Here is a 23,351-nt window from a genome sequence, read left to right as displayed (position 1 = left end):
AGGCCATGATGATGCGACTGACGACCCTGACGATCCATCGTGCCGATCGCGGCCTGAATAGGCTCCGCGGCACAACCTCCATCGCCGGCTCGCCGAATATTCCAACCTCGCGCCGCGTGCAGCTGTTGCGCAGTGTGAACGTACCGGTGCTTGTTGCAAAAACATGGAGCGATGCCGCCGGCGCCTGGGCATTCGACGGGATCGCCCCCCGCCAGAACGGCGCCGGCTACACCGTCATCTCCTACGATCACACCGGCGTGCACGCCCCTGCTGCAGCGGCCAGCCTCATCCCCACCCCAACGCCGCCCGACCCCGCGGAGCACCCGTAAACGGTATTCTTCATCGCCCACGCCCCAAGCAGTCGTTTCACCGGTCTGTAGGCGGCGGCCCTCTAAGCCCGGATCGACCGACAGCAGGGCAGGTCACCCGCGCTGTTGAACCCCATCCCCGCTTCCGCCGGGGGATGGGGTTCAACGACAAAGCCGAGGGCTGTGCGCCGCGCCGCCCTCGTTCGACAGAATCGCGGAGTCACACCATGTCCCTGCTTGTTCACGCCTACCTGCTCGAAAAATACGGCCCGCTGCTCACCGTCGCGCAGCTGAGCGAAGTCCTGCACCTGGCGCCGGGAACCGTGCGCAACCAGCTCAGCGCGCGGACGCTCGGTATCCCGGTCATTCGTCGCGGGCAGATCCCGTATTTCCACTCGCAGGACGTGGCGGTTTATCTGGATAAGATCCGGACGACGCTTGCGGATCGCGCCTGATGGACTTCGCCCCCAACTCGACCAACAGCAATGCACTCCCCGCACCGCGTGTTATTCGAGTTAGTCGACTTTTTCGACAGGGGGTAGGGGTTGAGTTCTATTCGATCGAATCACCGAGCCCAAGCATGAATTCCTGATCTGTTTCAACGGGCAAGGGTGTTTCATGGTCGCCCGCATGGCCAGCGCGTTTACCAGGGCGCGCTGGCCTGCCTACCCTTCAACGCCGGATGGCGGCAACCGCAAGGCCCGCAGAGTCGTCCTTGCTCGGCAACATCCGGCACCTTTACAACCCGCTACCGGGGAAGCTTGCGCGGATGATGTCTTACGGGTGACGGTATTTTTGACGGTATACGAAGCGATGCAGCTTTCTTATCCCTTGCGACATAAGGCTTTTAACCGATTGTTAGATAGCCTTTCGGCCACACCCTCAAAGCCCGGACTCGCTCCGGGCTTTGTCTTATCTGCCCGAAACGCCAGCACTGGCGCGGGTTCCGGCGATCCGTGCGAAAGGTGCGGGCGCACCTGAAACCCCACATTCGTCATAAATTGCACAAAAATTAGGCAGAGAGGGCTCTCTACTCTCTGTTTGTGCGAAAGGCGGTTTCGCACGCGACATATACAAATCAATGGGTTACGAAGGCATGTTTGAAACGTGCTTTGGTGGGCGAGGGCGACCGTGGCCGAACTTATGCCGTGAGCAAAACCGACCGACCCCCTCCACACACGATTCCCTGGCGCAATCGATCCACACCACCGCCGGCCCGGAGGCGAGAGAACGCGATGACAGCACCCCAGCCCAACAACCCGCTGCACGGTCTCACGCTGGAGCGGATCCTGAACGAACTGGTGACCCGCCTCGGTTGGGCGGGGCTCGGGCGGCGGATCGACATTCGCTGCTTCAACCACGAGCCGAGCATCGCCTCGAGCCTTAAGTTCCTGCGCCGCACGCCGTGGGCGCGCGAACAGGTGGAAGCACTGTATCTTGACGCGCTGCGCGCAGCGGCCGCTGCGATCGACGGCAAGGCGCCGAGGAGTGGCCCCAAAGCATGAAGACCCCGAGCAGAATTGAACCACTGGTGGCCGACGGGCTCGTCGATGCCGTCCTGCGTCAACTCATGAGCGGCAAGGAAGCCATGGTCTATGTCGTGCAGTGCGGCGACGCGGTGCGCTGCGCCAAGGTGTACAAGGAAGCCAACAAGCGCGGTTTCCACAAGGCGGCCGACTACACTGAGGGGCGCAAGGTCAAGAACAGCCGCCAGGCGCGCGCGATGGCCAAGGGCTCGCGCTACGGTCGGCAGGAGCAGGAAGCCGCGTGGCAGCACGCCGAGGTCGACGCGCTGCGCCTGCTCGCCGCGGCCGGCGTGCGTGTGCCGACGCCCTACGACTTTCACGAGGGTGTGCTGCTGATGGAGCTGGTGACCGATGAGGACGGCGAACCGGCCCCGCGGCTCAACGACGTCGTGCTCAGCGAGGACGATGCGCGGCGCTACCACGCCGAGCTCGTGCGCCAGGTCGTGCGCATGCTGTGCGCCGGGATCGTGCATGGGGATCTGTCCGAATACAACGTGCTCGTCGATCGCGACGGGCCGGTGATCATCGATCTGCCGCAGGCCGTCGATGCGGCGGCCAACAACAATGCGCGCGCCATGCTCGAGCGCGATGTCGACAACCTCGGCGCCTACTTCGGCCAGTTCGCCCCCGATCTGCGCGACACCGACTACGGCAAGGAGATCTGGGCGCTGTACGAATCCGGCAGGCTGCTGCCCGACAGTGAGCTCACCGGAATCTTCAGGACGGAAGACGGCTGCGCCGATGTCGACGAAGTCATGCAGATCATCGAGGCGGCGCGCAAGGAAGAGGCCGCGCGCCAGGCGGGCAGGGCGGCGGCCGGCACCGCCTGAACCGCAAGCTGGACTCCGATGCGCCCTCACGTGATCGTCTCAGAGCTTGTGAATCTTTCGTTCACGCGACCCGCTGGTCACGCAAGCGGTTCTGACGCCGTGGCGCCGGGCGGGATATGTGTTTTGCATCGTTTGTGCCGCTATAGCCTGCTCATCTGACCAATTTCCGCCGATTTTTCGCCCTCAAGCCCCGATTCCGGGGATTGTGGACGCACCTGTCCCTATCCCGAGCAACTCCGGCGCGAGGGCGGCCATGCGCATCAGGTTGTGCGCCAGGGCAAACATCAGCATCACGCACTTGACCTTGGCCAGCCCGCGCACCCGAAACTGCAGCAAGCCGCGGTTGCGCGCCTGCGCATTGACGCATTCGGCGGTGGCCGCGCGCCGCTTGTAGATGGCCTTGGCCTCGTCGGTGCCCATGCGCTGCCGCCAGTCCGCCACCGCAGCGCTGTCGCCGAGCTTGGGCTGGTGGGGATCGACCGTTTTGTCCTTGGGCGCGGGCACCGGGCCATACACGACCGTGTGCTCGGCGGCGCGCTCGATCTGTTCGTGGCCGACGAAGCCACCATCGACCAGCCAGGCGTCGGGCGCCTGGCCACAGCGCGCGGTGACCTGCTCGAGCATCGGCACCAGCTGCCCCTGGTCGCTGCCGACGGTGGCCACTTCGACGCCGACGATCACCAGACTGTCGGCATCCGAGGCCAGTTGCGGGTTGTAGGCGGGCCGAAAGCCGCCGTCGCCCATCTTCATCACCGTCGCCTCAGCATCGGTCATCGATGCGCGCGCCTCAGCCGCCTTCTTGCCTTGCCGCTGCTTGATCGCTTCGATCTCGGGCAGCCTTGAGAGCGCCTGCTCCAGCCGCGCTTCACGTTCCTTGGCCGCCCGCAGCCGCGCCGCTTGCCGTGCCCGTTCGGCCTGCGCCGGGTCGGCTTCGAGCTCGGCCTTGAGCCGGCTCACCTGCCCACGCGCCGCCTCCAGGTAAGCTTCGAGCTTCTCGTGCCGGCGGAACGAGCCCGCCCCGGCGCTCGCCCGCACCCGCATGCCATCCTGCGCCACCTGACGCAGCTTGACCACGCCAGCGGCCATCAGACTGGCGATGCTCACCGAGAGCAACTCGTCGAGCGCCTCGCCGTGGTCCTTGCGAAAGTCCGACAAGGTGTGGTGATTGACCTGAACGCCCCCGCACAACCAGCGGTAGGCATCGTGCGATTCGATCAGTCGCGACACTGCCCGCGCGCTGCCCACCCCGTCGAGGGTGGCGTACAGCCACAGCGCCAGCAAGATCTCGGGCGCGATCGCCGCCCGTCCCACGCCACCGTCGACCGCACGAATGCCCGCGTAGAACCGCGTCAGATCCTGCCGTTCGACATAGGCCCACACCAGCCGCGCCCGATGTCCTGCCGGCAGCAGCGACTCCAGGTCGCTCGCCCGAAACTCCATCTGCCCCCGGTTGGGCAACAACACCCGTGCTCGCGTCTTCATCAGCTGTGCAGTCCAGTTCCAATCTCAAGCAGCAATTATACTAAACGCATATATCATGCCGGAAATTTTCACAGCCTCTCACCCGACGAAGTCGAGATCACCGCGATCCGCGCCCAGGGCGCGGGCGGGCAGAACGTGAACAAGGTGTCGAACGCGGTGCATCTGCGCTTCGACATCACCGCCTCCACCCTGCCGGAGGCGATCCGCACGCGCCTGCTGCAACTCGGCGACCAGCGCATCAGCAAGGACGGCGTCGTGATCATCAAGGCGCAGAAGTTCCGCAGCCTGGAGAAGAACCGGGCCGACGCGCTGCGGCGGCTGGAGGAGCTGATCAACCGCGTGGCGGCACCGCCCAAGGCCCGCCGCGCCACCCGGCCGACGCGTGCCGCCGTTACCCGGCGCCTGGAGGGTAAGGCGCGGCGCGCATCAGTGAAAGCGGGGCGGGGGAAGGTGGGCGATTAGGGCGTGGGGCTGGCCGATGGCGCATCTCGGCGCGCCGCGGCACGCGACAAGGAATCAGGCCGCGTCGAGCAGCTTCGTGCATTCGGCCATCAGTGCGCGGGCCAGGTCGGATTCGTACCTGGGGTCGAGCGCCTCCATCATCTCGTGCACCGTCTGTAGCCCCGCCTCGCGCGGCAGCGAGCCGACAAGCTGGCGGGCCAACTCATCACTGAGCTCCGACAGGAGGCGACGATCGGCCAGCGGAAGACTGCGCCCGCTGCGACCGAGCCACGCTGCGACGAGACTCGCGCCTTGCGCCGCGGTAGGCCACTGCCCGTGCTCATAGAAGACCGACAGGCGTTCGGCCGTCAAGGCGAAGAGCAGCGCGGCGCGAGTGCCGCGGCTGTCGGCGGGTGGAGGGGAAGGGGGCTGCGGGCTCATCGATTTGCTTCTCGCGGAAAGTCGTACCGTAGCACGGACGGTGCTTGCCAGTGGATCAGGTTTTTCGTGGCAGGACGTCGCAATGGCGTTGGTGTGTCCAACTTCGCCAGAGGACCCGAAGGCGCCTATCAGAGCGTCAAATTGGCCGCCCAAATCCTGTCGTTCGTTACTGAGATGAAGTGGCCCCGCGCAGGAAGGTCACTAACTCATCACGGACTTCGGCATCATGTCCCAGCCAGGCATGTCCGCCTGTGGGAAACAAGATCAGACGCGCTCCTGGTATCTGTTCTGCCGCATGTTGCGCACCACCATCGGTCCTATATAGATCGTCCTTCGCACTGATTGCCAGCGTTGGGACCGTTATCCGCTCCAAGTGGTGAGCGGTCGTCGTTATCGTAACGAGGGTGTCGTTCTTTAAGCCGTCGACCTTGAGGCTCACCGGGAAAATATCCCGGATCACGCCGAGACCGCGCTGCCGCTCTGCCCCGCTCGCGTGACGAAATTCGTCCAAAGGAGTGGCCAGTACCGTTTCAACGAGCATCTCCGGCCAAAACCAGGTCACAACCCAGATCGCGAAGTCCGATCTGAGCACGTAGTCGAATACGAGCTGCCAGAACGCAGATGGCGGGGTCGTTTCGGCGACATCACGCCCGGGCACGGTGATGGCTGGTACGAGCAGGACGAGAGCGAAACAGCGCGCCGCATGGCGCAGGCCAAACTGGATGGCCGAGGGGGCTCCGGCCGATAGTCCCAAGGCTGAAGCTTTCGATACACCCAGCGCATCCAGAAGGCAGGCGTGGGCGTCAGCCTGCGCAGACGGCGACGCATCTACCGGCAGCGGCGTCCGCAGGTAGCCGAAGCGCGACATCGCGATCGCCTGGAAGCCCGAGGTCGCGAGCAATTCGCTGATTGCTGCCACCTGCGAGTAGCCACCGCCGGCGCCGTGGATGACCAGCACGGCCGGTCCCGATCCCGCTACGGCGTACTCGACAGGGCCACACGCCGTCTGAGCGATCTGGCTGCCCGCCCGCAATTCCCGGCGGGCAGCTGAAAGATCGGATCGGTACTGAACGTACATCAATCCGACGGCCAGGATCAGGAGGGTTCCAGCAACAAGCACGGTTCGTTTCATCCCCTAGACCCGTTCGAATTCGTACTCAAGCGAAGTGATCTCGCCCTTCCAGACGATTTCCAGCCGCCCGTTCGCATACCAGCCGACCTCACCGCTGGAGGGCACGAGCACTCCCTGGTGGCGGCGGTACGCGCTGAAGTGCCCCTCCCACGGCGTCAGTTCGTACCCATTCGCCGTGCGGCTCCAGCGTCCCTCCGTATAAATCCCGACGACCTCGGCTACGTCGCTAACGGTGATTGCGATGGCCGCCACCCCTGATGATGAAAGAGAATTCGGGGTGGAAGGAGGCGGGAAGAGGTCGCGCAATTTTTTGGCGGCTCGACCCCGCAAGCTAACGTGACCCGCCGAACTGACTCGTACCCCGGATTGCTTCCATAGAGAGCGCACGTTAAACAGGCCGTCGGCGACTTGTCGCCTTCAGGCACTTTCAGTTCTGGCACCCGCCCCCTTCCACTGTTGAGTGTAATTCGACGGGAGATGGCATGGAACTGGTAGCGCTACACAAACGAGTCATCGGACTGGATGTGCATCAGGCGCAAATTACGGCCTGCGCGATCCTCGAAGAGGCCGACGGCACGACGCGTATCGAACAGCGGCAATTCGGTGCGTTCAAACGCGATCGGCGCGCACTGGCCGACTGGGCGGCATCGCTTGCTCCCGATCAGGTGGTGATGGAGAGCACGGGCATCTACTGGAAGAGCCCGTATGCCGCACTGGAAGCGGTGGGCATCCGTGGGCAAGTGGTCAATGCCCGGCACGTCAAGAATGTTCCCGGACGCAAGACCGATGTCGGCGATGCGCAATGGTTGGCGACGCTCTCGCGTGCCGGATTGCTGCGCGGTTCGTTCGTGCCGCCGGCACGGCTGCGTGAGTTGCGTCTGATTTCGCGGCAGCGGCAGAAACTGGTGGGTCTGCTGGCCTCCGAGAAGAACCGCCTGCACAAGGTGCTGACCGACGGCGGCATCCGCCTGGGCGTGGTGGTGAGCGATCTGCATGGTCAGTCGGCACGCGCCATGGTCAAGGCCATCATCGAAGGGCACTCGCCGAACGAGGTGCTGAAGTTCGCCAGTCGGCGACTCAAGGCCAGTCGCGAGGAAATCTTCGATGCCTTGCAGGGGGAACTGACCGACAGCCATCGCTTCGTGCTCGATGAACTGATGCACCATGTCGAGGAGATCGAGGCGCGCATTGCGCGCTTCGATGCGCGACTTCTGGATGGACTGCAGGACGAACGAAACGCGCTCGCCTTGCTGCAAACCCTGCCCGGCGTCGATCTGATCGGCGCAGCCATGCTGCTGGTGGAAATTGGCACCGATATGGAGGCATTCGGCTGCGCGGATCGGCTGACGTCCTGGGTCGGCATCTGCCCGGGCAACAATGAGTCGGCGGGCAAGCGCAAATCCGGACGCGTTCGCAAGGGCAACCTCTATGTCCGACGCCTGCTCTGCGAGTTCGCTCATGCCGCCAGCCGCACCAAATCGGCCTTGCAGTCGAAGTTCCAGTCGCTCATCGTTCGCCGCGGCCACAAACGCGCCATCGTCGCCTTGGCACACAAGATTCTGCGCACCATCTACTTCATGCTCAAACGTGGCGAACACTACCGGGATTCAGCCACCGACTATGAGGCGCTTTCCGTTCAACGCAACGCTCCACGCTGGATCAAGGCGCTGACTCGCTTCGGCTTCATTCGCGCAGCCGCCTGATTCACCCGCCCTTCCACCCCATGACCTTCAGCGGTCAGGCGCGCGCTCGTCTCGGATGTGGGCTCTTTCACGTTAAACCGAAATTCCAGCGACACCGTGTTTCCCAAGTCGCTCAGTGTGGCCAGGGCCCTCCGGTTGTCGATCGGACTCCACCGCACCCCGCGGACGGCAGCAGCGCGGTCGGATACCAGACTGCTTCCGCCAGATAGCGATGCAGTGAACCTGAATTCAGTTCAGGCTTGTCCCTGTCGGAAGCGACAGTCACTGCAGAGAGCAGTTGCGCTTGCCCGGATCCGACTCCCAGCGCGACCTTGGGTGGAGGCGCGGAAGTGCGCATAGAGCCCTTCGATCCTGCCAAGATCGAAGCGGCGAAGGATAAGGGCCGCGAGGAGTTGAGGAAGGCCATCGACGCGGCGACAGGCACTGCCAATCGCGAAGCAGCCGTGTACGGGACCCCTGCGGGCGGAATGCTGGCGTTCGTGATGCAAAGTGCAGTTGAGGACGACGTGCTGGATCAGGTGTTTGCCACCCTCGACGACTCCGCGGCGCGACAGTTCACACGCAAGCGTGGCGCTTTGTTCTGGGTAGCGTTGCAAGGCATCGATGCAGATCAGTTGCCTCTGTCGACGACGTGTGTGAGCCAGTTCTGTCGGCGCCACGCACGCCGGTTCATCGTCAACCAAGGCAACCGGTCGCCCGCCAGAACTAGACGGTGTGCGTCGTTTGTACTAACATTGCGGCAGTTGATCTGACAAACGAGGTGCCGTGATGGCTGCTATCGCATCCTCTCCTTCCGCCCGGTCTGCCCGCTTGGGGCTACGCGCCACTCACGAACAGGAAGTGGTGTTGCGCCGCGCCGCCGAGGTGGCGCATAAATCCCTGACCGACTTCATCCTGGACAGCGCCTGCTTGGCCGCCGAGCAGACTTTGCTGGACCAACGCCTGTTCATGGTTTCCGGTAGTCAGTACCAAGCCCTGATGGATTTGCTGGAACAACCGGAGCAGCCCAATGAAGGCTTGCGTGATCTGTTTTCGCGCAAGGCGCCGTGGGATGCGAAGTGACATTGCGCGGACCTGAACCCCTGAGCATCCAACATCGGCTGGACGGATTCGACTGTGGCAAACTGGCCTTGAACGACTGGCTGCTGCGTCACGCCCGGCAGGCCCAGGGCAGCGGCTCAGCCAAGACCTTCGTCGTGGCCGATGATGACCGGGTAGCAGGCTATTGCAGTTTAACCGTCGGCCAGATCGATACGCTGGACGCGCCGGAGCGCATCCGAAAAGGGATGGGGCAGTACCCGTTGCCGGTGGTGATCCTGGCGCGGCTGGCGGCTTCGGCGCAGGATCAGGGGCGAGGCATAGGCTTCGGTCTGCTGCAGGATGCGATCCGACGCACGATGCTGATTGCCGAGCAAGTCGGCATCCGGGCGATGCTGACCCGCCCCATCGATGAAGACGCGGCGCGGTTCTACACCCGGTTTGGGTTCATCGCCTCGCCGCTGCGTGAGCAGCAACTGCTGTTGCTCCTGAAGGATGCCCGTCGCTGGGTACGCTGAACAATGAGTTGAAGGCGCTCCATTCCTCGTCGGCGCTCGTTGTGAACGTGTTCGACTACTGGTCGGAACGCAACTCAAGGCGTATGCAGTCCACGGTCATAGGTCTACTTGCAGGGTCGGAACTTTGCTCACTGACCGCGCTACGAGAGCGCCACAAATTGAGTCAGGCGGTGCTGGCGTCAGTGCTCCATCAATCCCGTCACTTGAGTTCGTACCAAACACCACGCCCGCTGCCCTGCTGATTCAAATGACCGTGCTCGACCAGGTTGCGGAAATGTTGCTTCAGAGTGTTTCGGCTGACACCCGTCAATTTGATCGCATCGCCGATCGTGACGCGCCCGTGCTCACGGGCAAATTCGACGATCTGCAGTGACAGCTCGGGCAAGGCAGCCAGCACGATCTTCTCGCGCTCTACCTTCTTTTCCAGTCGCCGAACCTGCTCGGCCAGTGACCGGAGGAAAAACACCAGCCACGGTTGCCAGTTGGGTGCATCCGTCCGGATAGAACCCTGCGTCTGCCGCAAGGCAAGGTAGTACGCCTCTTTATTCAGCTCGATCACGCTTTCCAGTGAGCTGTATGGCACGTAGGCGTAGCCTGCCTGAATGAGCGTAAGCGCTCCACGAACCCCATCCTTATGTAGCCGCTGGAGAGCCTGCATGCTCTGGCTTCCGTTTTTCTGGGAGCACGAGCATGTCGGAGCGCAGCGAGTTCTGGTGGTCGCACCTGTCGGCGATCGAGGCCGAGGGCATCACCACGAAGGCGTATGCCGAGCGTGAGGGCCTGTCGCCGCAGGCGCTCTATCAATGGCGCAAGCGCCTGGTGGCCGGCGGTCGGCGCAGTCGCGCCAAACTCGGCGGATTCGTCCCGATCCAGATCGAGCCTTCGCTGGCAGCGCGTGCGGGCTGCACGGTGGTGATCGATGCCGGGTTGCGGCTCGAATGCGCAACGCTGCCCGCCGTCGACTGGCTGGCCGCACTGTCGGCGGCACTGCGCGAGCGGGGGCGCTGATGCACCCGGGGCACCGCATCGGCACGGTGTATCTGTACCGGTCGGCGATCGATTTCCGCAAGTCGATCGGCGGACTGTCGGCGCTGGTCGAGCAGGAGCTGGGCTTGAATCCCTTTGGCGACGCGTTGTACCTGTTCATCAATCGTCGCCGCGACAAGCTCAAGGCGCTGTACTGGCACCGTAACGGGTTCTGTCTGTGGTACAAGCGGCTCGAAGCCGAGCGCTTCGCCTGGCCTGCGACCGACGCCGGCGAGGCCACCTGCGTGCTGACGGCCAGGGAGCTCGAGTGGCTGCTCGAAGGCTTCGATCTGTGGGCGGCAAAGCCGCATAAAACGCTGCATTTCCAGTCAGTTACGTAGTTCAATCGGGTATAATTGCGGCATGCTGTGCAGCACCGCCGACCCCCTCTCGAACTCCGCCAGCGGCGGGTGTGCGCTCGTCCCCCCGGCGCAGTTGCCGGACGATCCGGCGGTGCTCAAAGCCTTGCTGCTGGAACAGCAGCGCGCTTTCGAGGCACGCGAAGCCGAACTGCAAAAAGCGTTCGAAGCGCGCATCGTCGAGATTTACGAACAACTGCGCCTGGCACGTCGGCGCATGTTCGGGCCCAGCAGCGAATCGCACGCGGGCCAGGGTTGGCTGTTCAACGAGGCCGAGGCGCTGGTCGAGTCCGCGCCCGAGGCCGGCGACGCCGCAGCGTTGCCGTCGGCCACCGAGACGTCTGAGGACACACCCGCCGACACCGGCAAGAAGAAGGCGCGCGGCAAGCGCAAGCCCTTGCCGGTCGAGCTGCCCCGCATCGACGTGATCCACGACGTCCCCGAGGCCGAGCGCACCTGCGCCTGCGGCACACCCATGGTCGAGATCGGCCAGGACGTCAGCGAACAGCTCGACATCGTGCCCATGCAGGTGCGGGTGCTGCGTCACATCCGCAAGCGCTACGGCTGCCCCAAGGGCGACCAGGCGCCGGTCATGGCCCCCGCACCGGCTCAGGTGCTGCCCAAGAGCAACGCCAGCAACGATTCTCTGGCCTTGCTGCTCATCATCAAATACGTCGATGGCCTGCCGCTGGCGCGTTTCGAGTACGTGCTCGCCCGCGCGGGCGTCCTCGTGCCGCGCCAGACGCTGGCGCGCTGGGTGATCGGTGCGGCCCGGGCGCTGCAGCCGATCGCCAACCTGATGCGCGACGTGTTGCTCGGACACGACGTGATCCACATGGACGAGACCCCGATCCAGGTCCTCAAGGAGCCCGGGCGCTCGCCCACGAGCACGAGCCAGATGTGGGTGCAGCGCGGCGGGCCACCCGGCACGCCGGTGATCCTGTTCGAGTACGATCCGAGCCGTGCGCAGGCCGTGCCCTTACGCCTGCTCGAAGGCTGGAAAGGACACCTGATGGCCGACGGGCTCGAAAGCTATGGGGCGATCTCCTTCTGCGACGGGGTGACCCGGCTCGGTTGCTGGGCTCACGCGCGGCGCCGCTTCGTCGAGGCCAGCAAGGTGCTGCCCGCGGGCAAGCGCGGGCGCGCCCACGAAGCGCTGGGCTTGATCGGCAAGCTCTACGCCATCGAGAAGGCGTGCCGCGAACTGAACGACGCCGAGCGTCTGGCGCAACGCCAGACCCGAAGCCGTGCCGTGCTCGACGAACTGCGCCGCTGGCTTGACCAGGTGCTCCCCACCGTGCCGCCTTCCTCGGTGCTCGGCGGCGCACTGGGCTACCTGCATCGGCAGTGGCCACGCCTGATCCGCTATATCGAGCGCGGCGATCTGCCGGTCGACAACAATCCGGCCGAAAACGCCATCCGCCCCTTCGTGGTCGGGCGCAATTATCCTCGGTCAACTATTAGGCAAGGTTTGCTCGCTACCGTCCGCGAAGCCTAGGGCCATCGGGGGTCTCAGCTCTCATTGCTGTCGGCGAACCTGCCATAAGAATTGGTGTTTCCTGTGAGTCCGATCCCTCACCACAGGAGCACACCATGCCTACGGATGCGTGCCTGACGAACTTTGCTCGTCGCGACTGGCTGACTGACGGCCCGCTCAACGACGTCGTCGCCCCCTACATCGAAGCGTTGCGCAACCAGCGCTATCCCGATCACACCATCCGCGCTTATCTGGGCGGTCTGGCCCATTTCAGCCACTGGATCAAGACTGACGAGATCAGGATGTCGCGCCTTGATGCTGCGCTCATCAAGCGCTTCTTGCACGACCACCTCCCTGCCTGCACATGCCCGGCGCCTTGCTATCCCTCTGCCGCCAGTTCAGGCGCAGCGCTACGGCATATGCTCCGCCTGCTGCCCGGCGACCCATCGGCAGCGACATTGACGGATCCGGTGGCGGTTGAACTCGAGCGGTTTGGCGAGTACCTCTCGAACATTTGTGGGTTGGCTCCCGTCACCCGTGACCGCCGAGTTCACCATGTCGGCACCTTCCTTGTTCGCGAGTTTGGAGTTTCAACTCCCGTGATCGCGCAGCTGTCCGCAGCGCGCTTGGATACATTCTTTGCCGAGTTGAGTTCACATTTGCGGCCGTCATCGCTGCGCGTCGTCGGCAACAGTCTGCGCAGCTACTTTCGTTACCGTGCCCTGCTGGGTGAGTCGACCGCTGCCTTGGCGGCCTCCCTGCCAAGAATTGCGGACTGGCGCCGCACCACTCTGCCCAAAGTGCTCGCGGACGCCGAACTGGATGCCTTCCTGAAGGCATTCGATCGCGCTGACCCTGTCGGACTGCGCGATTACGCCATCGCGCGCTGCCTGCTCGATCTTGGTCTGCGCGGCCATGAAGTCACCTACCTGACCCTGGAGTCGGTGGACTGGCGCAGCGCAACGCTGACGATCAGCAGCACCAAGAGCAAACGCGTGCAGCAGTTGCCCCTGCCGGAGTCCACCGGCGAAGCCATCGCTCAGTACCTACGGCGGGGACGACCGCAGACCGTGAACCGGGCATTGTTCGTACGACACCGCGCGCCCTTCGACAAACCGTTGGGCGTACCGGCGATCCGTAATTCGATGAATCGCGCCTTTGTTCGCTGCGGGCTGAGCGATCGGTTCTGCAACACCCATGTACTTCGGCGGACCATGGCGACGCATCTGCAGCGCTCAGGGGCCTCCGTCAAAGAAATCGCCGACTTCCTGCGCCACCAAAGCCTCGACACGGCCAACAGCTACGCGCGCGTCGATCTGGAAGGCTTGCGGGCCGTGGCCCTGCCGTGGCCCGGGAGTCGGTCATGAACGCCCCGGTTTCCTGGATGACTCGGGTCGAGACGTATCTGGCGTATCGCCGCCGTCACGGATTCGAGCTCAGCATCGATGCCACGCAGCTTCGATCCTTTGCCCGCTTTGCTGACCGATGTGGTACCGCAGATCACCTGACGGTGGCGCTGGCCAGCGCATGGGCACGGTCTTCGCAGCGCCCAAATCCGCTCACGTGGGCACGCCGTATCGACGTTCTGCGTGGCTTCGCACGCTTCTGCCTGCGCGACGATCCGGCGACGGAGATGCCACCACGAGGTCTCTTCGGCCCGGCGCACCGGCGCCTGGTGCCGCATATCTACACCGAGGCGGAGTTGATCGCGCTGCTCGATGCAGCCAATGGCCTGGCGCCGGAGCATGGTTTGCGGCCGGCGACTTGCCGGTGCATCTTCGGCTTGCTCGCCGCCAGCGGCCTGCGCATCTCCGAAGCGCTCGGGCTCACACGCGCCGACGTCGACCTCGAGGCCGGAATCCTCCGTATCCGGGAAGCCAAGTTCCACCGGCAGCGGTTGGTGCCGCTTCATCTGACCGTAACTGAGTACCTGGACGCATATGCTCTTCAGCGTGACCGGCTCGTGCCTCGACCCGCCTGCGACCGGTTCTTCCTGCGCGATGACGGCCATTGTGCGAATCGGCGCGACATCCTGTACGCCTTGCAGGCGCTGTGTCAGCAACTCGGCTGGCAGCCCCGCGGCGACTACCCGCATCACCGCCTGCATGACATGAGGCACACCTTCATAGTCAGGAGCACTTTGCGCTTCTACGAGCAGGGCATCGATGTCGACCGGGCCGTCCTGGCGCTATCGACGTACGTCGGACATGCCAAGGTGAGCGACACCTACTGGTACTTCACCGGTATTCCAGAACTGATGGCGATTGCCGCCGAACGCTTCCATCGTTACACCGAGGGAGCGACGCGATGAACCCCTTGCTCGCAGTTCCCGCCGACTTCGCCACCTTGCTCCAGCGCTTCTTTGCCGAACGTCTGATCCAGCAACAGAACGCCAGTCCGAGAACGGTTGTGGCCTATCGCGATACCTTCCGGCTGCTGCTGACCTATGCAGAACGAGAACGGGGCAAGCCACCGGCCAAGCTGACGCTGGGGGATTTCGATGCGGCACTGGTCCTCGACTTCCTCGCCCACCTCGAAACCGAGCGCCGCAACACGGTGCGCAGCCGCAACGCACGACTGGCTGCGGTGCGCGCCTTTGCCCATTACGTGGCCTTGCAATGCCCGCCGGCGTTGCAACTCGCGCAGCAGATTCTGGCAATACCCATGAAACGCTTCGAGCGGCCCCTGCTCGAGTATCTCTCCCGCGATGAGGTTCAAGCCGTTCTCGCCGCCCCCGACACGAGCACCTGGTGTGGTCGTCGTGATCGGATGATGTTCGCGTTGCTCTACAACACCGGCGCGCGGGTTTCCGAGATGATCGGCATCCGGGTCGCCGATGTCACGCTCGGCGCGACGTCCTCGGTGCGTCTGCATGGAAAGGGCCGCAAGCAACGAACCGTGCCGCTGTGGAAAGAAACGGCGGCCGAAATCCGTCACTGGTTGAAGTATGCAGATTTGCGCACCGACCAGCCCCTCGTCCCCAACCGCAGCGGGCGAGCGATGACCCGCACGAATGTCGCCGAGCGACTTGCCCTCGCGATCACGGCGGCGACGACGCAGTGTCCGCGGCTGGCGGGGCGCAGAATATCGCCCCATTCCTGGAGGCACACGACCGCCATGCATCTGTTGCAGGCCGGCGTCGACATCACGGTCATCGCCTTGTGGCTGGGGCACGAGAGCCCGGTCACGACCCATGGCTACGTCGAGGCCGACCTGGCAATGAAGGAACGTGCCCTCGATACGCTCGCGCCGCCGGAGACCAAGCGCAAACGCTACCGCCCAAGCGACGCTGTCCTCAAATTCCTCGAAAGCCTCTGAAATTATGCAAACTCAAGTACGCGGCCCGCCACACAAGTGGCCGATCCCGGCGGCAGACCTTGCCTAATAGTTGACCGAGGATAATTCCGGTTATCGAAACATTTCGATAACAGAAAGGCGTGGCTCTTCTCGGACACCCAGGCCGGTGCGCGTGCCAGCGCGCTCATCTACTCGTTGGTCGAAACCGCCAAGGCCAACGGTCTCGAGCCGTACCTGTGGCTGCGCCACGTGCTGCGGGCGCTGCCCGCTGCGACCACCGTCGAACACTTCGAGGCCCTCCTGCCTTGGAATCTCAAGGCTGAGCATCTGATCACAGCGTAGCAAGTTCGGGAAGGATGGGGTTCGTGGAGCGCTTACGAATGAGCAACAAAGTGGTCAAAATACGACTGAGGCGGCCGTTGCCATCCTGGAACGGGTGAATCTCCAGGAACACCACGACGAAGATGGCGATGATCAATAGCAGGTGCAACTGCGCCTTGTCGCGCTCCTCATTCACCCAGGTCACAAGTTCAGCCATCAGGCGCGGCGTGTCGAACGGGCTTGCCGTCTCGAACACGATCCCGATCTGCACACCGTTTTCATCGAAAGCGGCCACGCTATTTGAGTTGGTCTTGTACTGTCCCCGGTGCCGTGAATCCTTCTCGCTGTGACGCAGCAGGATTTGGTGCAGTTGCTTGACATGGTTCTCGTTGAACGGGATCTCCCGCCAGGAGCTGAACACCAAGTCCATCAGCTCGGCGTAGCCAGCCACTTCCTGCTCATCACGGGTCTCGAAAGACTGGATGGCCAGGTTGGAAAGTAGCTTCTCCACTTCCCTGTCGGTCAGCTTGCTGCCCTCGATACGGGTAGACGACCCGATGCTCTCGATGGTGGCCACCCTGCGCAAGGCAGACAGACGATCAGGTGCAAGGGTGCCCAAGGCGCGCCAAGCGCCTTTGAACTCATCAATCCGAGCAATCAGGCTCAAGATCTCAGGGGTGATCTGAAGGGTGTCAGAGCGAAGCATAGAACCAATAATACACCCAATAACACCCATTTCTCAAGATGTTGAGTCCTCGGAGCCGCAAGGGGTAAATGGGTGTGAATGGATGTTTTATTGGTTCACGCCCTGCGCCATGCGACGGTCAGCAGTTCCCATACGAATTTTCGTATGGAGAAATTTGATGAGCACCAAGATTTGCGCCTGCTGCGGCCAGACCTTCCAGCCAGATCCACGCGTCAAAAACCACACCTTCTGTTCGGCACCGGACTGCCAAAAGGAACGATGCAAGAAGTGGAGACAGATGATCGTTAGCGACAACGCCAATATCCCGATCGACATTGGGTTGGTGGGCTTTCTGCCGTTGGCACGATTCGCGTATGCGTGCCAATAGAATGGCGCGCTTTGTCTTATCGTGCCAATAAACCGTGCCAAACGAAGAGCTCCAGTGTGCCAAGAGAACTCCCCTTGTATCTTCCAGATTGATCTTTATAAAAATGATTGGTGCGCTGTGGAGCTTGTGGGCGAAGGGCCGCGCGGTGGGAAAGTCGTCAGACTTTTCCACGGCAAGCGGCCCGGTGGCCGACAGGCCATCGTCCACAAATCCACAGCGCGAGTCGTTTCGAGCACGGCGGCGCAGCCTGTTCCCCCTCGGGGCCTGCAAGCCCGCATCTGAGCAGACGGCGCGCCGTCGCGACCGTTCCTCCGGAGCCCGAACAGTTGCTGGACTGAACATCGCATTTGCAAGGATGGGAGGGTAGGAACATGCCCGAACCGATCGTTGTGGGCATCGACATCGCCAAGCTGACTTTCGATGCTGCATGGGGCGTGACGGCGGAAGTGCGGACGTTTCCAAACGACGACGCCGGTCACGAAGCGCTGATCACGGCCTTGGCCGGGCAGACGGTCGAACTGATCGCGATGGAGGCCACCGGCGGCCTTGAGCGGGATCTGGCCTGTGCCCTGCAGGCGGCCGGGTTCGCTGTGGCGGTGGTCAATCCGCGCCAGGCGCGCGATTTTGCCCGTGCCATGGGGTACTTGGCCAAGACCGACCGCATCGACGCGTGCGCCTTGGCGGCGCTGGCTCAGGTGCTGGTGCGCCACCCCGAGCGCGAAAAGTTCGTCAAGGTGCTGCCCACCGCCGAGCAGCAGGCGTTGCAGGCGCTGGTGGCCCGGCGCCGACAGCTGGTGACGATGCTGGTGGCCGAACGTCAGCGCCTGGCCATCAGCCACAAGGCCGCTCGTGCCAGCATCGAGGCGCTCATCAAGGCCATCCGTCAGCAGCTCGATACCGTCGAGGCCCAACTGGCCAGCCACATCGACCGGCATCATTGCCGAGCTTGCCCGCCAGCTCGCGAGCGTGCGCGGCATCGGGCCGGCCACCATCGCCACCCTGATCGCCGATGTCCCCGAGTTGGGTGCGCTGTCCCGGCGCGAAATCGCTGCCTTGGTCGGGCTCGCCCCTTTCAATCGCGATTCCGGACAGATGCGCGGCAAGCGCAGCATCTTCGGCGGGCGCGCCGAAGTTCGACGCGCCCTCTACATGGCCACGCTCGCGGCCATCCGATTCAATAGTGTGATCAGGCACTTCTACGACCGCCTCGTCACCGCAGGAAAGCCCAAGAAGGTCGCCATCGTCGCCTGCATGCGCAAGCTGCTGACCATCCTCAACGCGATGGTCCGATCCGGCGCCTCTTGGGACGATTCGATTCATCTCGCTTGACTCGAAAGACAGTTGCTCAGTTCGTGATGTCGCCCGCGATGTAGCTCGACAGGTGGCTGATCGTCTCTTCCTGCTGGACGATGATCGATTTGACGACGTCGCCGATCGTCACGATGCCGACGATCTTGCCGCGCTCGACGACCGGCAGGTGGCGAAAGCGGTTCTCGGTCATGATGTTCATGACCTCATCGACGGTGTGCGACGGCGTGATCGTGCAGACGTTCGGCGTCATTAGTTCGCCGACCGTCGCCTCTTTCGAACTGAGGCCTTTCAGTACGAGTTTCCGCGCGTAGTCGCGTTCGGTGAATATCCCCGTGAGGTGATCGTGTTCCGTCACCAGCACGGCGCCGATGTCGTGCTTGGCCATGACTGCCAGCGCATCGAACACGCTGACGTCCGGTGACACCGCATGGGCGCCCGCGCCTTTTGTTTCCAGAATCTGCCGCACTGTCGTGGTGGTCATTGCTGCTTCCCTCCTCTTGTCGTTGACTGCCGTGCCGGCTGGCACCGACGCGAACACGTCGTCATAGCTTGAATCGACTTCGGCGCGGACGCAAGCGCCACCTGCGCGGGCAAGCGCGCCGGCGGCGCCCGATGTCGTTCAGATTTCGAGATTGTCGATCAGCCGCGTGTGGCCGAGCTTCGCCGCGGCGAGCACGACCAGTGCATCGTCTGCGTGGCCTGGAGGCTGCAGGTCCACGCGACGGCGCACGGCGACGTAGTCAGGGTGCCAGCCGTGCGCGGCGAGTCCGGCCACCGCTTCGGTTTCGAGCTTCAGGAAATCGCGATCGCCGCGCCGCACCGCGTCGCGGATGCGGGCGAGCTCGCGGTACAGCCGCGGCGCCTCGGCGCGCTCTTCGGCGGACAGGTAGCCGTTGCGCGACGACAGCGCGAGCCCGTCGGCCGCGCGGATCGTCTCGCCCGGCACGACCTCGACCGCGACGGCCAGTTCGCGCACCATGTTCGTCAGCACCATCAGCTGCTGGTAGTCCTTCTTGCCGAACAGCGCGACGTCCGGGCGCACGATGTTGAGGAGCTTCAGCACGACCGTCGCGACGCCGCGGAAGTGGCCGGGACGGAACTCGCCTTCGAGAATGGTGACGTGCGCCGGCGCCGGGTCGACGTGGTACTGCTGCGGTTGCGGGTACATCTCGCCTTCATCCGGCGCGAACACGTGGGCGACGCCCGCCGCCTCAAGCCTTTCGCAGTCGTCCTTGAACGTCCGCGGATAGCGGTCGAAGTCGTCACGCGGGCCGAACTGCAGGCGGTTGACGAAAATGCTCGCGACGATCGAATCGGCGTGGCCGGCGGCCTGCCGCATCAGCGCGATGTGGCCGTCGTGCAGGTTGCCCATCGTGGGGACGAGTGCGACTTTGCCGGCGGCCGCGGCGCGCGCGGCGCGCAGGCTCTGGAGGGTGGTGTGGATCTGCATGGCAGCGGGTCTCGGAAGCTGGAAGGGCGCGGCTCAATAACAGTGTTCGGGGGCGGGAAAACTGCCGTCCTTGACGGCCTGGACGTAGCTCGCGACGGCCTCGTCGATACCGGCCTTGCCGCTCATGAAATTCCTGACGAAGCGCGCTTTCTTGCCCGGATAGACGCCGATCATGTCGTGCAGCACGAGCACCTGGCCGTCGCAGTCCGGGCCCGCGCCGATGCCGATCGTCGCCATCGAAGCGAGGCTCGCGGTGACCTCCCCGGCGAGCGCGGCGGGGACCATTTCCATGACCATCAGCGCGGCGCCGGCCTGTTCGAGTGCCAGCGCATCGGCCTTCAGCTGCGCCGCCGCGGCCTCGCTGCGGCCCTGCACGCGGTAGCCGCCCAGCTGGTGCACGGACTGCGGCGTGAGGCCGATGTGGGCGCATACCGGCACGCCGCGTTCGACGAGGAAACGGACGGTTTCGGCCATGAAGGCGCCGCCTTCGAGCTTGACCATCTGTGCGCCGGCGGCGAGCAGGCGGGCGGCGTTGCGCATCGCCTGCGACGGGCTCTCGTGATACGAACCGAACGGCATGTCGGTGACGATGAACGGGCGGGTCGCGCCGCGCACGACACATTCGGTGTGGTAGATCATGTGCTCCAGCGTCACGGGCAGCGTGGACGTCTGTCCCTGCACGACGTTGCCGAGCGAGTCCCCGACGAGGACGATGTCGACTCCGGCGCGCTCGAGCAGCGACGCGAAGCTCGCGTCATAGCAGGTGAGCATGCTGATCTTGCGCCCTTCGGCGCGCATCTTGCCAATTTCGAACAGGGTGACGGGTTTGTCGTCCTGGAGGTAGCTCATGGGGGACTCCTGAGGAGAGCCGGAGTTTTCCGCAAAATGTCGCGCCGCACAAGGGGGTGGCGAAAAGCTGCGGGCGAGGGGGCGGTCAGCCGGCGTAGCCGAAGAATTCGCGATAACCGCGCATGCTGCGCAGCCGGTCGAGCAGGAGCTCGAAGTCATCGTCCTGCTCGACCGGGTTGAGGACCTCGGCGTCGACGACGAACAGCGGCGCCGCGTCGTAATCGTAGAAGAACCGCGCGTAGCGCGCAGCGACCTGCTCCAGGTAACGCTCGGTGATGCGGCGTTCGCTCTCTACGCCTCGTCGCCGGATACGCTCGATCAGCGTCTCGGGTTTCGCCTGCAGATAGATCACGAAGTCGGGGTGCCGCACCACGGCCGGCTGCATGCTGTCGAAGATCCGGCGGTAGAGCGCCAGTTCGTCGTCGGCGAGGTTGAGCGCCGCGAACAGCGGATCCTTGTCGAGAACGAAGTCCGACACGACGCGCGGGGGCGCGTCGGCGCGCTCGGCCAGCGCGCCGAGCTGGTCGACGCGCTGGAACAGGAAGGACAGCTGGGTCGGCAGCGCCCAGCGTTGCGGGTCCTGATAGAAACGCCCGAGAAATGCGTTCTGCTCCGGCTGCTCGAGCACTGTCTCGGCATCGAGCCGCTCCGCGAGGCGGCGCGCGAGCGAGGTCTTGCCGGCACCGATCGGCCCTTCGATCACGATGTAGTGCGCCTTGTCGAGCATGTGTCAGACCCGTCTAGTTGCGGAAAATGAAATATACCGTACCAAGCCTACACAACGCGGCCCAAAGGTAATCAAGCTTCATCGGGGGCGTCAGTCCGGCAGCCTTTCGATTGCCTGGTCGCGTACTCCCGGCAGGAGATCGGCGACGCGCCCGCGGCCGGGGATCGTCGCCGCCGGCGCGATTTCCGCGAGGGGGACGAGCACGAAGGCGCGCAGGTGCATGCGCGGATGCGGGATTTCGAGTCCGGGTTCATCGACGGTGTCGTCGCCGTAGAGCAGCAGGTCGAGGTCCAGCGTTCGTGGCGCCTGAGGATACGTCCGGGTGCGGCCGAGGCGGGCCTCGATGTCGAACAAGGCGTCGAGCAGCGTCCGCGCGGGCAACGTCGTGTCGATCGCGGCGACCGCGTTGAAGAAGTCGGGCTGCCCGCTGACGCCCACCGGGGCGGTGCGGTACAGGGCCGAGCGGGCGACAACGCGCGTGTCGGGCAAGCTGTCGAGGGCCTCGAATGCAGTCCGGAGCGTCGCGACCGGCTGGCCGAGGTTCGCGCCCAGCGCGACGAAGGCGCGCACCGGAGGGAGCTTGGATGTGCGCACCGGAGCGTGCGTGGCGGTGGTCCGGCCCGGGCCGGATCGTTTCATGACGCGTCGACGGCGGCGGTGTCGGCCTCGGCCGGCTTGCGCCGGCGACGGCGCCGCTTGCGCTCGGGGGCTTCGTCGCGGCCGGGGGCTTCGGCGAGCAGCGCTTCGCGGGCGTCGTGGCCCGCATGGGCGAACCGGTCCCACCACTCGGGGAGCGCCGGGTCGATTTCGCCCGACTGCGCGCGCAAGCGCAGGAAGTCCCAGGCCGCCCGGTAACGCGGCTGTTCGATGAGACGGTAGGGCGTCTTGCCGCTGCACTTGTCGAAGCGGGGCTGCAGCGCCCAGATTTCCTTGATGTCACCAACGATGCGCCGCGTGATCGCAAGCTTGCCGGCCTGCGCCTCGAGCACGTCGTCCATCGCCGCGAACAGCGCGGGCTGGGTGTGCTCGCCGTTGCGCTTGCGCGTTTCCCATGCGGCAAGCACTTCGTGCCACAACAGCGTCGCGAACAGGAAACCCGGCGACACCGACTTGTCCTGGCGCACGCGCTCGTCGGTATTCTCGAGGGCCAGCCTGACGAAGCGTTCGCCCATCGGCTGTTCGAGGATCACGTCGAGCAGCGGCAGCAGGCCGTGGTGCAGGCCTTCCTCGCGCAGCTGTTCGAGGCATTTCAGCGCGTACCCGGAGAACAGCAGCTTCAGCATTTCGTCGAAGAGCCGCGCGGCCGGGACGTTTTCGAGCAGCGACGCCATTTCGCGGATCGGGTGGCGCGCGGCAGGGTCGAGCGTCAGGCCGAGCTTGGCGCCGAGTCGCACGCCGCGCAGCATCCGCACCGGGTCTTCGCGGTAGCGCGCGCGCGGGTCGCCGATGATGCGCAGCGTCTTCTGCTTCAGGTCGGCGACGCCGTGGTGATAATCGACGATCTGCTCGGTCGTCGGATCGTAGTACAGCGCGTTGACGGTGAAGTCGCGCCGTGTCGCGTCCTCGGCCTGCGAGCCGAAGACGTTGTCGCGCAGCACCCGGCCGTGTTCGTCGGTTTCAGTGCTCTCGGCAGCCTGGCTGGCGCGGAACGTCGACACTTCGATTGTCTCCGCACCGCTCATGACGTGCACGATCTTGAAGCGGCGGCCGATGATGCGCGAGCGGCGGAACAGCGCGCGGACTTCCTCGGGCGTCGCGCTCGTCGCGACGTCGTAATCTTTCGGCGGGTGGCCGACAAGGAGATCGCGCACTGCGCCGCCGACGACGAATGCCTTGTGGCCGTGTTCCTGCAGCACCGTGCAGACCTTGCGCGCGACCGGCGAGAGCTGCTCGCGGCGAACGCCATGCTGAGCGACGGGAATCAGCGCGGGTTCGGTATTCACGACTGGCAGCGCGGCGCGCTGGAAGACTTTGCGCAGCAGCTTGCGGATCATTGGAAAGAGGGCGGAGCGGTCAACATAAGCGTGCAATCATAACCGATG

Annotated in this window: 30 protein-coding genes and 2 pseudogenes; 18 read left to right on the top strand and 14 right to left on the bottom strand. The window is 64.3% G+C overall.

Annotated features, from left to right (window positions below; translation table 11 throughout):
- Positions 1 to 5 precede the first annotated feature (5 nt).
- The 4 genes from GO606_RS16490 to GO606_RS16475 all read left to right on the top strand — a co-directional run bounded on the left by GO606_RS16490 (position 6) and on the right by GO606_RS16475 (position 2,664).
- Complete coding sequence (locus tag GO606_RS16490) at positions 6 to 329, top strand: hypothetical protein (RefSeq protein ID WP_169120083.1); 324 nt, start codon at positions 6 to 8, stop codon at positions 327 to 329.
- A gap of 206 nt (positions 330 to 535) precedes the next feature.
- Complete coding sequence (locus GO606_RS16485; protein ID WP_169120081.1) at positions 536 to 763, top strand: hypothetical protein; 228 nt, start codon at positions 536 to 538, stop codon at positions 761 to 763.
- A 780-nt stretch (positions 764 to 1,543) separates the two neighbouring features.
- Positions 1,544 to 1,813, top strand: coding sequence for a VF530 family protein (locus GO606_RS16480; protein ID WP_169120079.1), 270 nt, complete (start codon positions 1,544 to 1,546; stop codon positions 1,811 to 1,813).
- Positions 1,810 to 2,664, top strand: a complete 855-nt coding sequence (locus GO606_RS16475; RefSeq protein WP_169120077.1) for a PA4780 family RIO1-like protein kinase — start codon at positions 1,810 to 1,812, stop codon at positions 2,662 to 2,664. The genes GO606_RS16480 and GO606_RS16475 overlap by 4 nt, the downstream gene beginning before the upstream one ends.
- Positions 2,665 to 2,847: 183 nt before the next feature.
- Here the strand turns inward: GO606_RS16475 and GO606_RS16470 are convergent, their stop codons facing one another.
- Complete coding sequence (locus GO606_RS16470; RefSeq protein WP_169120923.1) at positions 2,848 to 4,146, bottom strand: IS1182 family transposase; 1,299 nt, start codon at positions 4,144 to 4,146, stop codon at positions 2,848 to 2,850.
- Between the two features lie 48 nt (positions 4,147 to 4,194).
- On the opposite strand from GO606_RS16470, the gene arfB reads away from it, so the two are divergent.
- Positions 4,195 to 4,608 carry an alternative ribosome rescue aminoacyl-tRNA hydrolase ArfB gene (arfB, locus tag GO606_RS16465; protein ID WP_169120853.1) on the top strand — a complete coding sequence of 138 codons (414 nt, stop codon included), beginning with the start codon at positions 4,195 to 4,197 and terminating at the stop codon, positions 4,606 to 4,608.
- Positions 4,609 to 4,662: 54 nt separating this feature from the next.
- Here arfB and GO606_RS16460 read toward each other — a convergent pair whose 3' ends face one another.
- From GO606_RS16460 to GO606_RS16450, 3 genes are all read right to left on the bottom strand, one after another.
- The gene (locus tag GO606_RS16460) at positions 4,663 to 5,028 is read right to left on the bottom strand and encodes a hypothetical protein (protein WP_169120851.1); all 366 of its coding nucleotides are present in this window, start codon (positions 5,026 to 5,028) and stop codon (positions 4,663 to 4,665) included.
- Positions 5,029 to 5,194: 166 nt separating this feature from the next.
- Positions 5,195 to 6,160 carry an alpha/beta fold hydrolase gene (locus tag GO606_RS16455; protein ID WP_169120849.1) on the bottom strand — a complete coding sequence of 322 codons (966 nt, stop codon included), beginning with the start codon at positions 6,158 to 6,160 and terminating at the stop codon, positions 5,195 to 5,197.
- Between the two features lie 3 nt (positions 6,161 to 6,163).
- Positions 6,164 to 6,466 (bottom strand): DUF6920 family protein, encoded by a 303-nt coding sequence (locus GO606_RS16450; protein WP_169120847.1) that lies wholly within the window; start codon positions 6,464 to 6,466, stop codon positions 6,164 to 6,166.
- A gap of 176 nt (positions 6,467 to 6,642) precedes the next feature.
- Between GO606_RS16450 and GO606_RS16445 the strand changes: the two genes are divergently transcribed.
- Complete coding sequence (locus tag GO606_RS16445) at positions 6,643 to 7,863, top strand: IS110 family RNA-guided transposase (RefSeq protein WP_246979205.1); 1,221 nt, start codon at positions 6,643 to 6,645, stop codon at positions 7,861 to 7,863.
- Here GO606_RS16445 and GO606_RS22195 read toward each other — a convergent pair.
- Positions 7,797 to 8,021 carry a hypothetical protein gene (locus tag GO606_RS22195; RefSeq protein ID WP_425532221.1) on the bottom strand — a complete coding sequence of 75 codons (225 nt, stop codon included), beginning with the start codon at positions 8,019 to 8,021 and terminating at the stop codon, positions 7,797 to 7,799. The genes GO606_RS16445 and GO606_RS22195 overlap by 67 nt on opposite strands.
- Complete coding sequence (locus GO606_RS22190; protein WP_425532220.1) at positions 7,976 to 8,200, bottom strand: DUF6920 family protein; 225 nt, start codon at positions 8,198 to 8,200, stop codon at positions 7,976 to 7,978. The genes GO606_RS22195 and GO606_RS22190 overlap by 46 nt, the downstream gene beginning before the upstream one ends.
- On the opposite strand from GO606_RS22190, the gene GO606_RS16440 reads away from it, so the two are divergent.
- The 3 genes from GO606_RS16440 to GO606_RS16430 all read left to right on the top strand — a co-directional run bounded on the left by GO606_RS16440 (position 8,193) and on the right by GO606_RS16430 (position 9,419).
- On the top strand, positions 8,193 to 8,615 hold the full coding sequence (locus GO606_RS16440; RefSeq protein ID WP_246979677.1) for a hypothetical protein: 423 nt from the start codon (positions 8,193 to 8,195) through the stop codon (positions 8,613 to 8,615). The genes GO606_RS22190 and GO606_RS16440 overlap by 8 nt on opposite strands.
- A gap of 16 nt (positions 8,616 to 8,631) precedes the next feature.
- Positions 8,632 to 8,925 (top strand): type II toxin-antitoxin system TacA family antitoxin, encoded by a 294-nt coding sequence (locus GO606_RS16435; RefSeq protein ID WP_169120708.1) that lies wholly within the window; start codon positions 8,632 to 8,634, stop codon positions 8,923 to 8,925.
- 68 nt (positions 8,926 to 8,993) lie between these two features.
- Positions 8,994 to 9,419, top strand: a complete 426-nt coding sequence (locus GO606_RS16430; protein ID WP_246979676.1) for a GNAT family N-acetyltransferase — start codon at positions 8,994 to 8,996, stop codon at positions 9,417 to 9,419.
- A 199-nt stretch (positions 9,420 to 9,618) separates the two neighbouring features.
- On the opposite strand, the gene GO606_RS16425 is transcribed toward GO606_RS16430, so the two are convergent.
- Entirely contained in the window at positions 9,619 to 10,077 is a 459-nt protein-coding gene (locus GO606_RS16425) for a Fic family protein (protein ID WP_211166845.1), read from the bottom strand.
- A 32-nt stretch (positions 10,078 to 10,109) separates the two neighbouring features.
- Here GO606_RS16425 and tnpA point away from each other — a divergent pair, with 32 nt between their 5' ends.
- From tnpA to GO606_RS16390, 7 genes and pseudogenes are all read left to right on the top strand, one after another.
- Positions 10,110 to 10,427 carry an IS66 family insertion sequence element accessory protein TnpA gene (tnpA, locus tag GO606_RS16420; protein WP_169120712.1) on the top strand — a complete coding sequence of 106 codons (318 nt, stop codon included), beginning with the start codon at positions 10,110 to 10,112 and terminating at the stop codon, positions 10,425 to 10,427.
- Positions 10,427 to 10,786: an IS66 family insertion sequence element accessory protein TnpB gene (gene tnpB / locus GO606_RS16415; RefSeq protein ID WP_211166846.1), complete on the top strand. Its 360-nt coding sequence runs from the start codon at positions 10,427 to 10,429 to the stop codon at positions 10,784 to 10,786. The genes tnpA and tnpB overlap by 1 nt, the downstream gene beginning before the upstream one ends.
- Before the next feature lie 22 nt (positions 10,787 to 10,808).
- Positions 10,809 to 12,302 (top strand): IS66 family transposase, encoded by a 1,494-nt coding sequence (tnpC, locus tag GO606_RS16410; protein ID WP_246979675.1) that lies wholly within the window; start codon positions 10,809 to 10,811, stop codon positions 12,300 to 12,302.
- Between the two features lie 95 nt (positions 12,303 to 12,397).
- A complete protein-coding gene (locus GO606_RS16405; protein ID WP_169120822.1) occupies positions 12,398 to 13,648 on the top strand; it encodes a tyrosine-type recombinase/integrase in 1,251 nt (416 codons plus the stop codon).
- Positions 13,645 to 14,592 carry a tyrosine-type recombinase/integrase gene (locus GO606_RS16400; RefSeq protein WP_169120824.1) on the top strand — a complete coding sequence of 316 codons (948 nt, stop codon included), beginning with the start codon at positions 13,645 to 13,647 and terminating at the stop codon, positions 14,590 to 14,592. Before GO606_RS16405 ends, GO606_RS16400 begins: the two co-directional genes overlap by 4 nt.
- Positions 14,589 to 15,599 (top strand): site-specific integrase, encoded by a 1,011-nt coding sequence (locus GO606_RS16395; protein ID WP_169120826.1) that lies wholly within the window; start codon positions 14,589 to 14,591, stop codon positions 15,597 to 15,599. The genes GO606_RS16400 and GO606_RS16395 overlap by 4 nt, the downstream gene beginning before the upstream one ends.
- A 111-nt stretch (positions 15,600 to 15,710) precedes the next feature.
- Positions 15,711 to 15,920, top strand: a pseudogene (locus GO606_RS16390) (transposase domain-containing protein); the annotation flags it as partial.
- On the opposite strand, the gene GO606_RS16385 reads toward GO606_RS16390, so the two are convergent.
- Positions 15,910 to 16,566 (bottom strand): Fic family protein, encoded by a 657-nt coding sequence (locus GO606_RS16385; RefSeq protein WP_246979674.1) that lies wholly within the window; start codon positions 16,564 to 16,566, stop codon positions 15,910 to 15,912. The pseudogene GO606_RS16390 and the gene GO606_RS16385 sit on opposite strands and share 11 nt — an antisense overlap.
- 196 nt (positions 16,567 to 16,762) lie before the next feature.
- Between GO606_RS16385 and GO606_RS16380 the strand changes: the two genes are divergently transcribed.
- Positions 16,763 to 16,972 carry a hypothetical protein gene (locus GO606_RS16380; protein WP_169119766.1) on the top strand — a complete coding sequence of 70 codons (210 nt, stop codon included), beginning with the start codon at positions 16,763 to 16,765 and terminating at the stop codon, positions 16,970 to 16,972.
- Between the two features lie 371 nt (positions 16,973 to 17,343).
- A pseudogene (locus GO606_RS16375) lies at positions 17,344 to 18,301 on the top strand (IS110 family RNA-guided transposase).
- Between the two features lie 16 nt (positions 18,302 to 18,317).
- Here the strand turns inward: GO606_RS16375 and GO606_RS16370 are convergent.
- The 6 genes from GO606_RS16370 to pcnB all read right to left on the bottom strand — a co-directional run bounded on the left by GO606_RS16370 (position 18,318) and on the right by pcnB (position 23,303).
- Positions 18,318 to 18,764 (bottom strand): CBS domain-containing protein, encoded by a 447-nt coding sequence (locus GO606_RS16370; protein WP_169119767.1) that lies wholly within the window; start codon positions 18,762 to 18,764, stop codon positions 18,318 to 18,320.
- 138 nt (positions 18,765 to 18,902) lie between these two features.
- Positions 18,903 to 19,733 (bottom strand): pantoate--beta-alanine ligase, encoded by an 831-nt coding sequence (gene panC, locus GO606_RS16365; protein ID WP_169119768.1) that lies wholly within the window; start codon positions 19,731 to 19,733, stop codon positions 18,903 to 18,905.
- Positions 19,734 to 19,766: 33 nt separating this feature from the next.
- Positions 19,767 to 20,582 carry a 3-methyl-2-oxobutanoate hydroxymethyltransferase gene (panB, locus tag GO606_RS16360; protein WP_169119769.1) on the bottom strand — a complete coding sequence of 272 codons (816 nt, stop codon included), beginning with the start codon at positions 20,580 to 20,582 and terminating at the stop codon, positions 19,767 to 19,769.
- Between the two features lie 85 nt (positions 20,583 to 20,667).
- Positions 20,668 to 21,309, bottom strand: coding sequence for a deoxynucleoside kinase (locus GO606_RS16355; RefSeq protein WP_169119770.1), 642 nt, complete (start codon positions 21,307 to 21,309; stop codon positions 20,668 to 20,670).
- A 90-nt stretch (positions 21,310 to 21,399) separates the two neighbouring features.
- A complete protein-coding gene (gene folK / locus GO606_RS16350) occupies positions 21,400 to 21,948 on the bottom strand; it encodes a 2-amino-4-hydroxy-6-hydroxymethyldihydropteridine diphosphokinase (RefSeq protein ID WP_246979673.1) in 549 nt (182 codons plus the stop codon).
- Entirely contained in the window at positions 21,945 to 23,303 is a 1,359-nt protein-coding gene (pcnB, locus tag GO606_RS16345; RefSeq protein ID WP_169119771.1) for a polynucleotide adenylyltransferase PcnB, read from the bottom strand. The genes folK and pcnB overlap by 4 nt, the downstream gene beginning before the upstream one ends.
- Positions 23,304 to 23,351: the final 48 nt, after the last annotated feature.

The organism is Aromatoleum anaerobium, assembly GCF_012910705.2.
GTDB classification, from domain to species: Bacteria; Pseudomonadota; Gammaproteobacteria; order Burkholderiales; family Rhodocyclaceae; genus Aromatoleum; species Aromatoleum anaerobium.
This window is presented reverse-complemented; position numbering and strand designations above follow the sequence as displayed.

What these genes read in the sequence shown, in the direction of transcription:
- GO606_RS16490 (WP_169120083.1), top strand. Translation starts at nt 6, where the DNA reads ATGATGATGCGACTGACGACCCTGACGATCCATCGTGCCGATCGCGGC.
- GO606_RS16485 (WP_169120081.1), top strand. Translation starts at nt 536, where the DNA reads ATGTCCCTGCTTGTTCACGCCTACCTGCTCGAAAAATACGGCCCGCTG.
- GO606_RS16480 (WP_169120079.1), top strand. Translation starts at nt 1,544, where the DNA reads ATGACAGCACCCCAGCCCAACAACCCGCTGCACGGTCTCACGCTGGAG.
- GO606_RS16475 (WP_169120077.1), top strand. Translation starts at nt 1,810, where the DNA reads ATGAAGACCCCGAGCAGAATTGAACCACTGGTGGCCGACGGGCTCGTC.
- GO606_RS16470 (WP_169120923.1), bottom strand. Translation starts at nt 4,146, where the DNA reads ATGAAGACGCGAGCACGGGTGTTGTTGCCCAACCGGGGGCAGATGGAG.
- GO606_RS16460 (WP_169120851.1), bottom strand. Translation starts at nt 5,028, where the DNA reads ATGAGCCCGCAGCCCCCTTCCCCTCCACCCGCCGACAGCCGCGGCACT.
- GO606_RS16455 (WP_169120849.1), bottom strand. Translation starts at nt 6,160, where the DNA reads ATGAAACGAACCGTGCTTGTTGCTGGAACCCTCCTGATCCTGGCCGTC.
- GO606_RS16445 (WP_246979205.1), top strand. Translation starts at nt 6,643, where the DNA reads ATGGAACTGGTAGCGCTACACAAACGAGTCATCGGACTGGATGTGCAT.
- GO606_RS22190 (WP_425532220.1), bottom strand. Translation starts at nt 8,200, where the DNA reads ATGCGCACTTCCGCGCCTCCACCCAAGGTCGCGCTGGGAGTCGGATCC.
- GO606_RS16435 (WP_169120708.1), top strand. Translation starts at nt 8,632, where the DNA reads ATGGCTGCTATCGCATCCTCTCCTTCCGCCCGGTCTGCCCGCTTGGGG.
- GO606_RS16425 (WP_211166845.1), bottom strand. Translation starts at nt 10,077, where the DNA reads ATGCAGGCTCTCCAGCGGCTACATAAGGATGGGGTTCGTGGAGCGCTT.
- tnpA (WP_169120712.1), top strand. Translation starts at nt 10,110, where the DNA reads ATGTCGGAGCGCAGCGAGTTCTGGTGGTCGCACCTGTCGGCGATCGAG.
- tnpB (WP_211166846.1), top strand. Translation starts at nt 10,427, where the DNA reads ATGCACCCGGGGCACCGCATCGGCACGGTGTATCTGTACCGGTCGGCG.
- tnpC (WP_246979675.1), top strand. Translation starts at nt 10,809, where the DNA reads ATGCTGTGCAGCACCGCCGACCCCCTCTCGAACTCCGCCAGCGGCGGG.
- GO606_RS16405 (WP_169120822.1), top strand. Translation starts at nt 12,398, where the DNA reads ATGCCTACGGATGCGTGCCTGACGAACTTTGCTCGTCGCGACTGGCTG.
- GO606_RS16400 (WP_169120824.1), top strand. Translation starts at nt 13,645, where the DNA reads ATGAACGCCCCGGTTTCCTGGATGACTCGGGTCGAGACGTATCTGGCG.
- GO606_RS16395 (WP_169120826.1), top strand. Translation starts at nt 14,589, where the DNA reads ATGAACCCCTTGCTCGCAGTTCCCGCCGACTTCGCCACCTTGCTCCAG.
- GO606_RS16380 (WP_169119766.1), top strand. Translation starts at nt 16,763, where the DNA reads ATGAGCACCAAGATTTGCGCCTGCTGCGGCCAGACCTTCCAGCCAGAT.
- GO606_RS16370 (WP_169119767.1), bottom strand. Translation starts at nt 18,764, where the DNA reads ATGACCACCACGACAGTGCGGCAGATTCTGGAAACAAAAGGCGCGGGC.
- panC (WP_169119768.1), bottom strand. Translation starts at nt 19,733, where the DNA reads ATGCAGATCCACACCACCCTCCAGAGCCTGCGCGCCGCGCGCGCCGCG.
- panB (WP_169119769.1), bottom strand. Translation starts at nt 20,582, where the DNA reads ATGAGCTACCTCCAGGACGACAAACCCGTCACCCTGTTCGAAATTGGC.
- GO606_RS16355 (WP_169119770.1), bottom strand. Translation starts at nt 21,309, where the DNA reads ATGCTCGACAAGGCGCACTACATCGTGATCGAAGGGCCGATCGGTGCC.
- folK (WP_246979673.1), bottom strand. Translation starts at nt 21,948, where the DNA reads ATGAAACGATCCGGCCCGGGCCGGACCACCGCCACGCACGCTCCGGTG.
- pcnB (WP_169119771.1), bottom strand. Translation starts at nt 23,303, where the DNA reads ATGATCCGCAAGCTGCTGCGCAAAGTCTTCCAGCGCGCCGCGCTGCCA.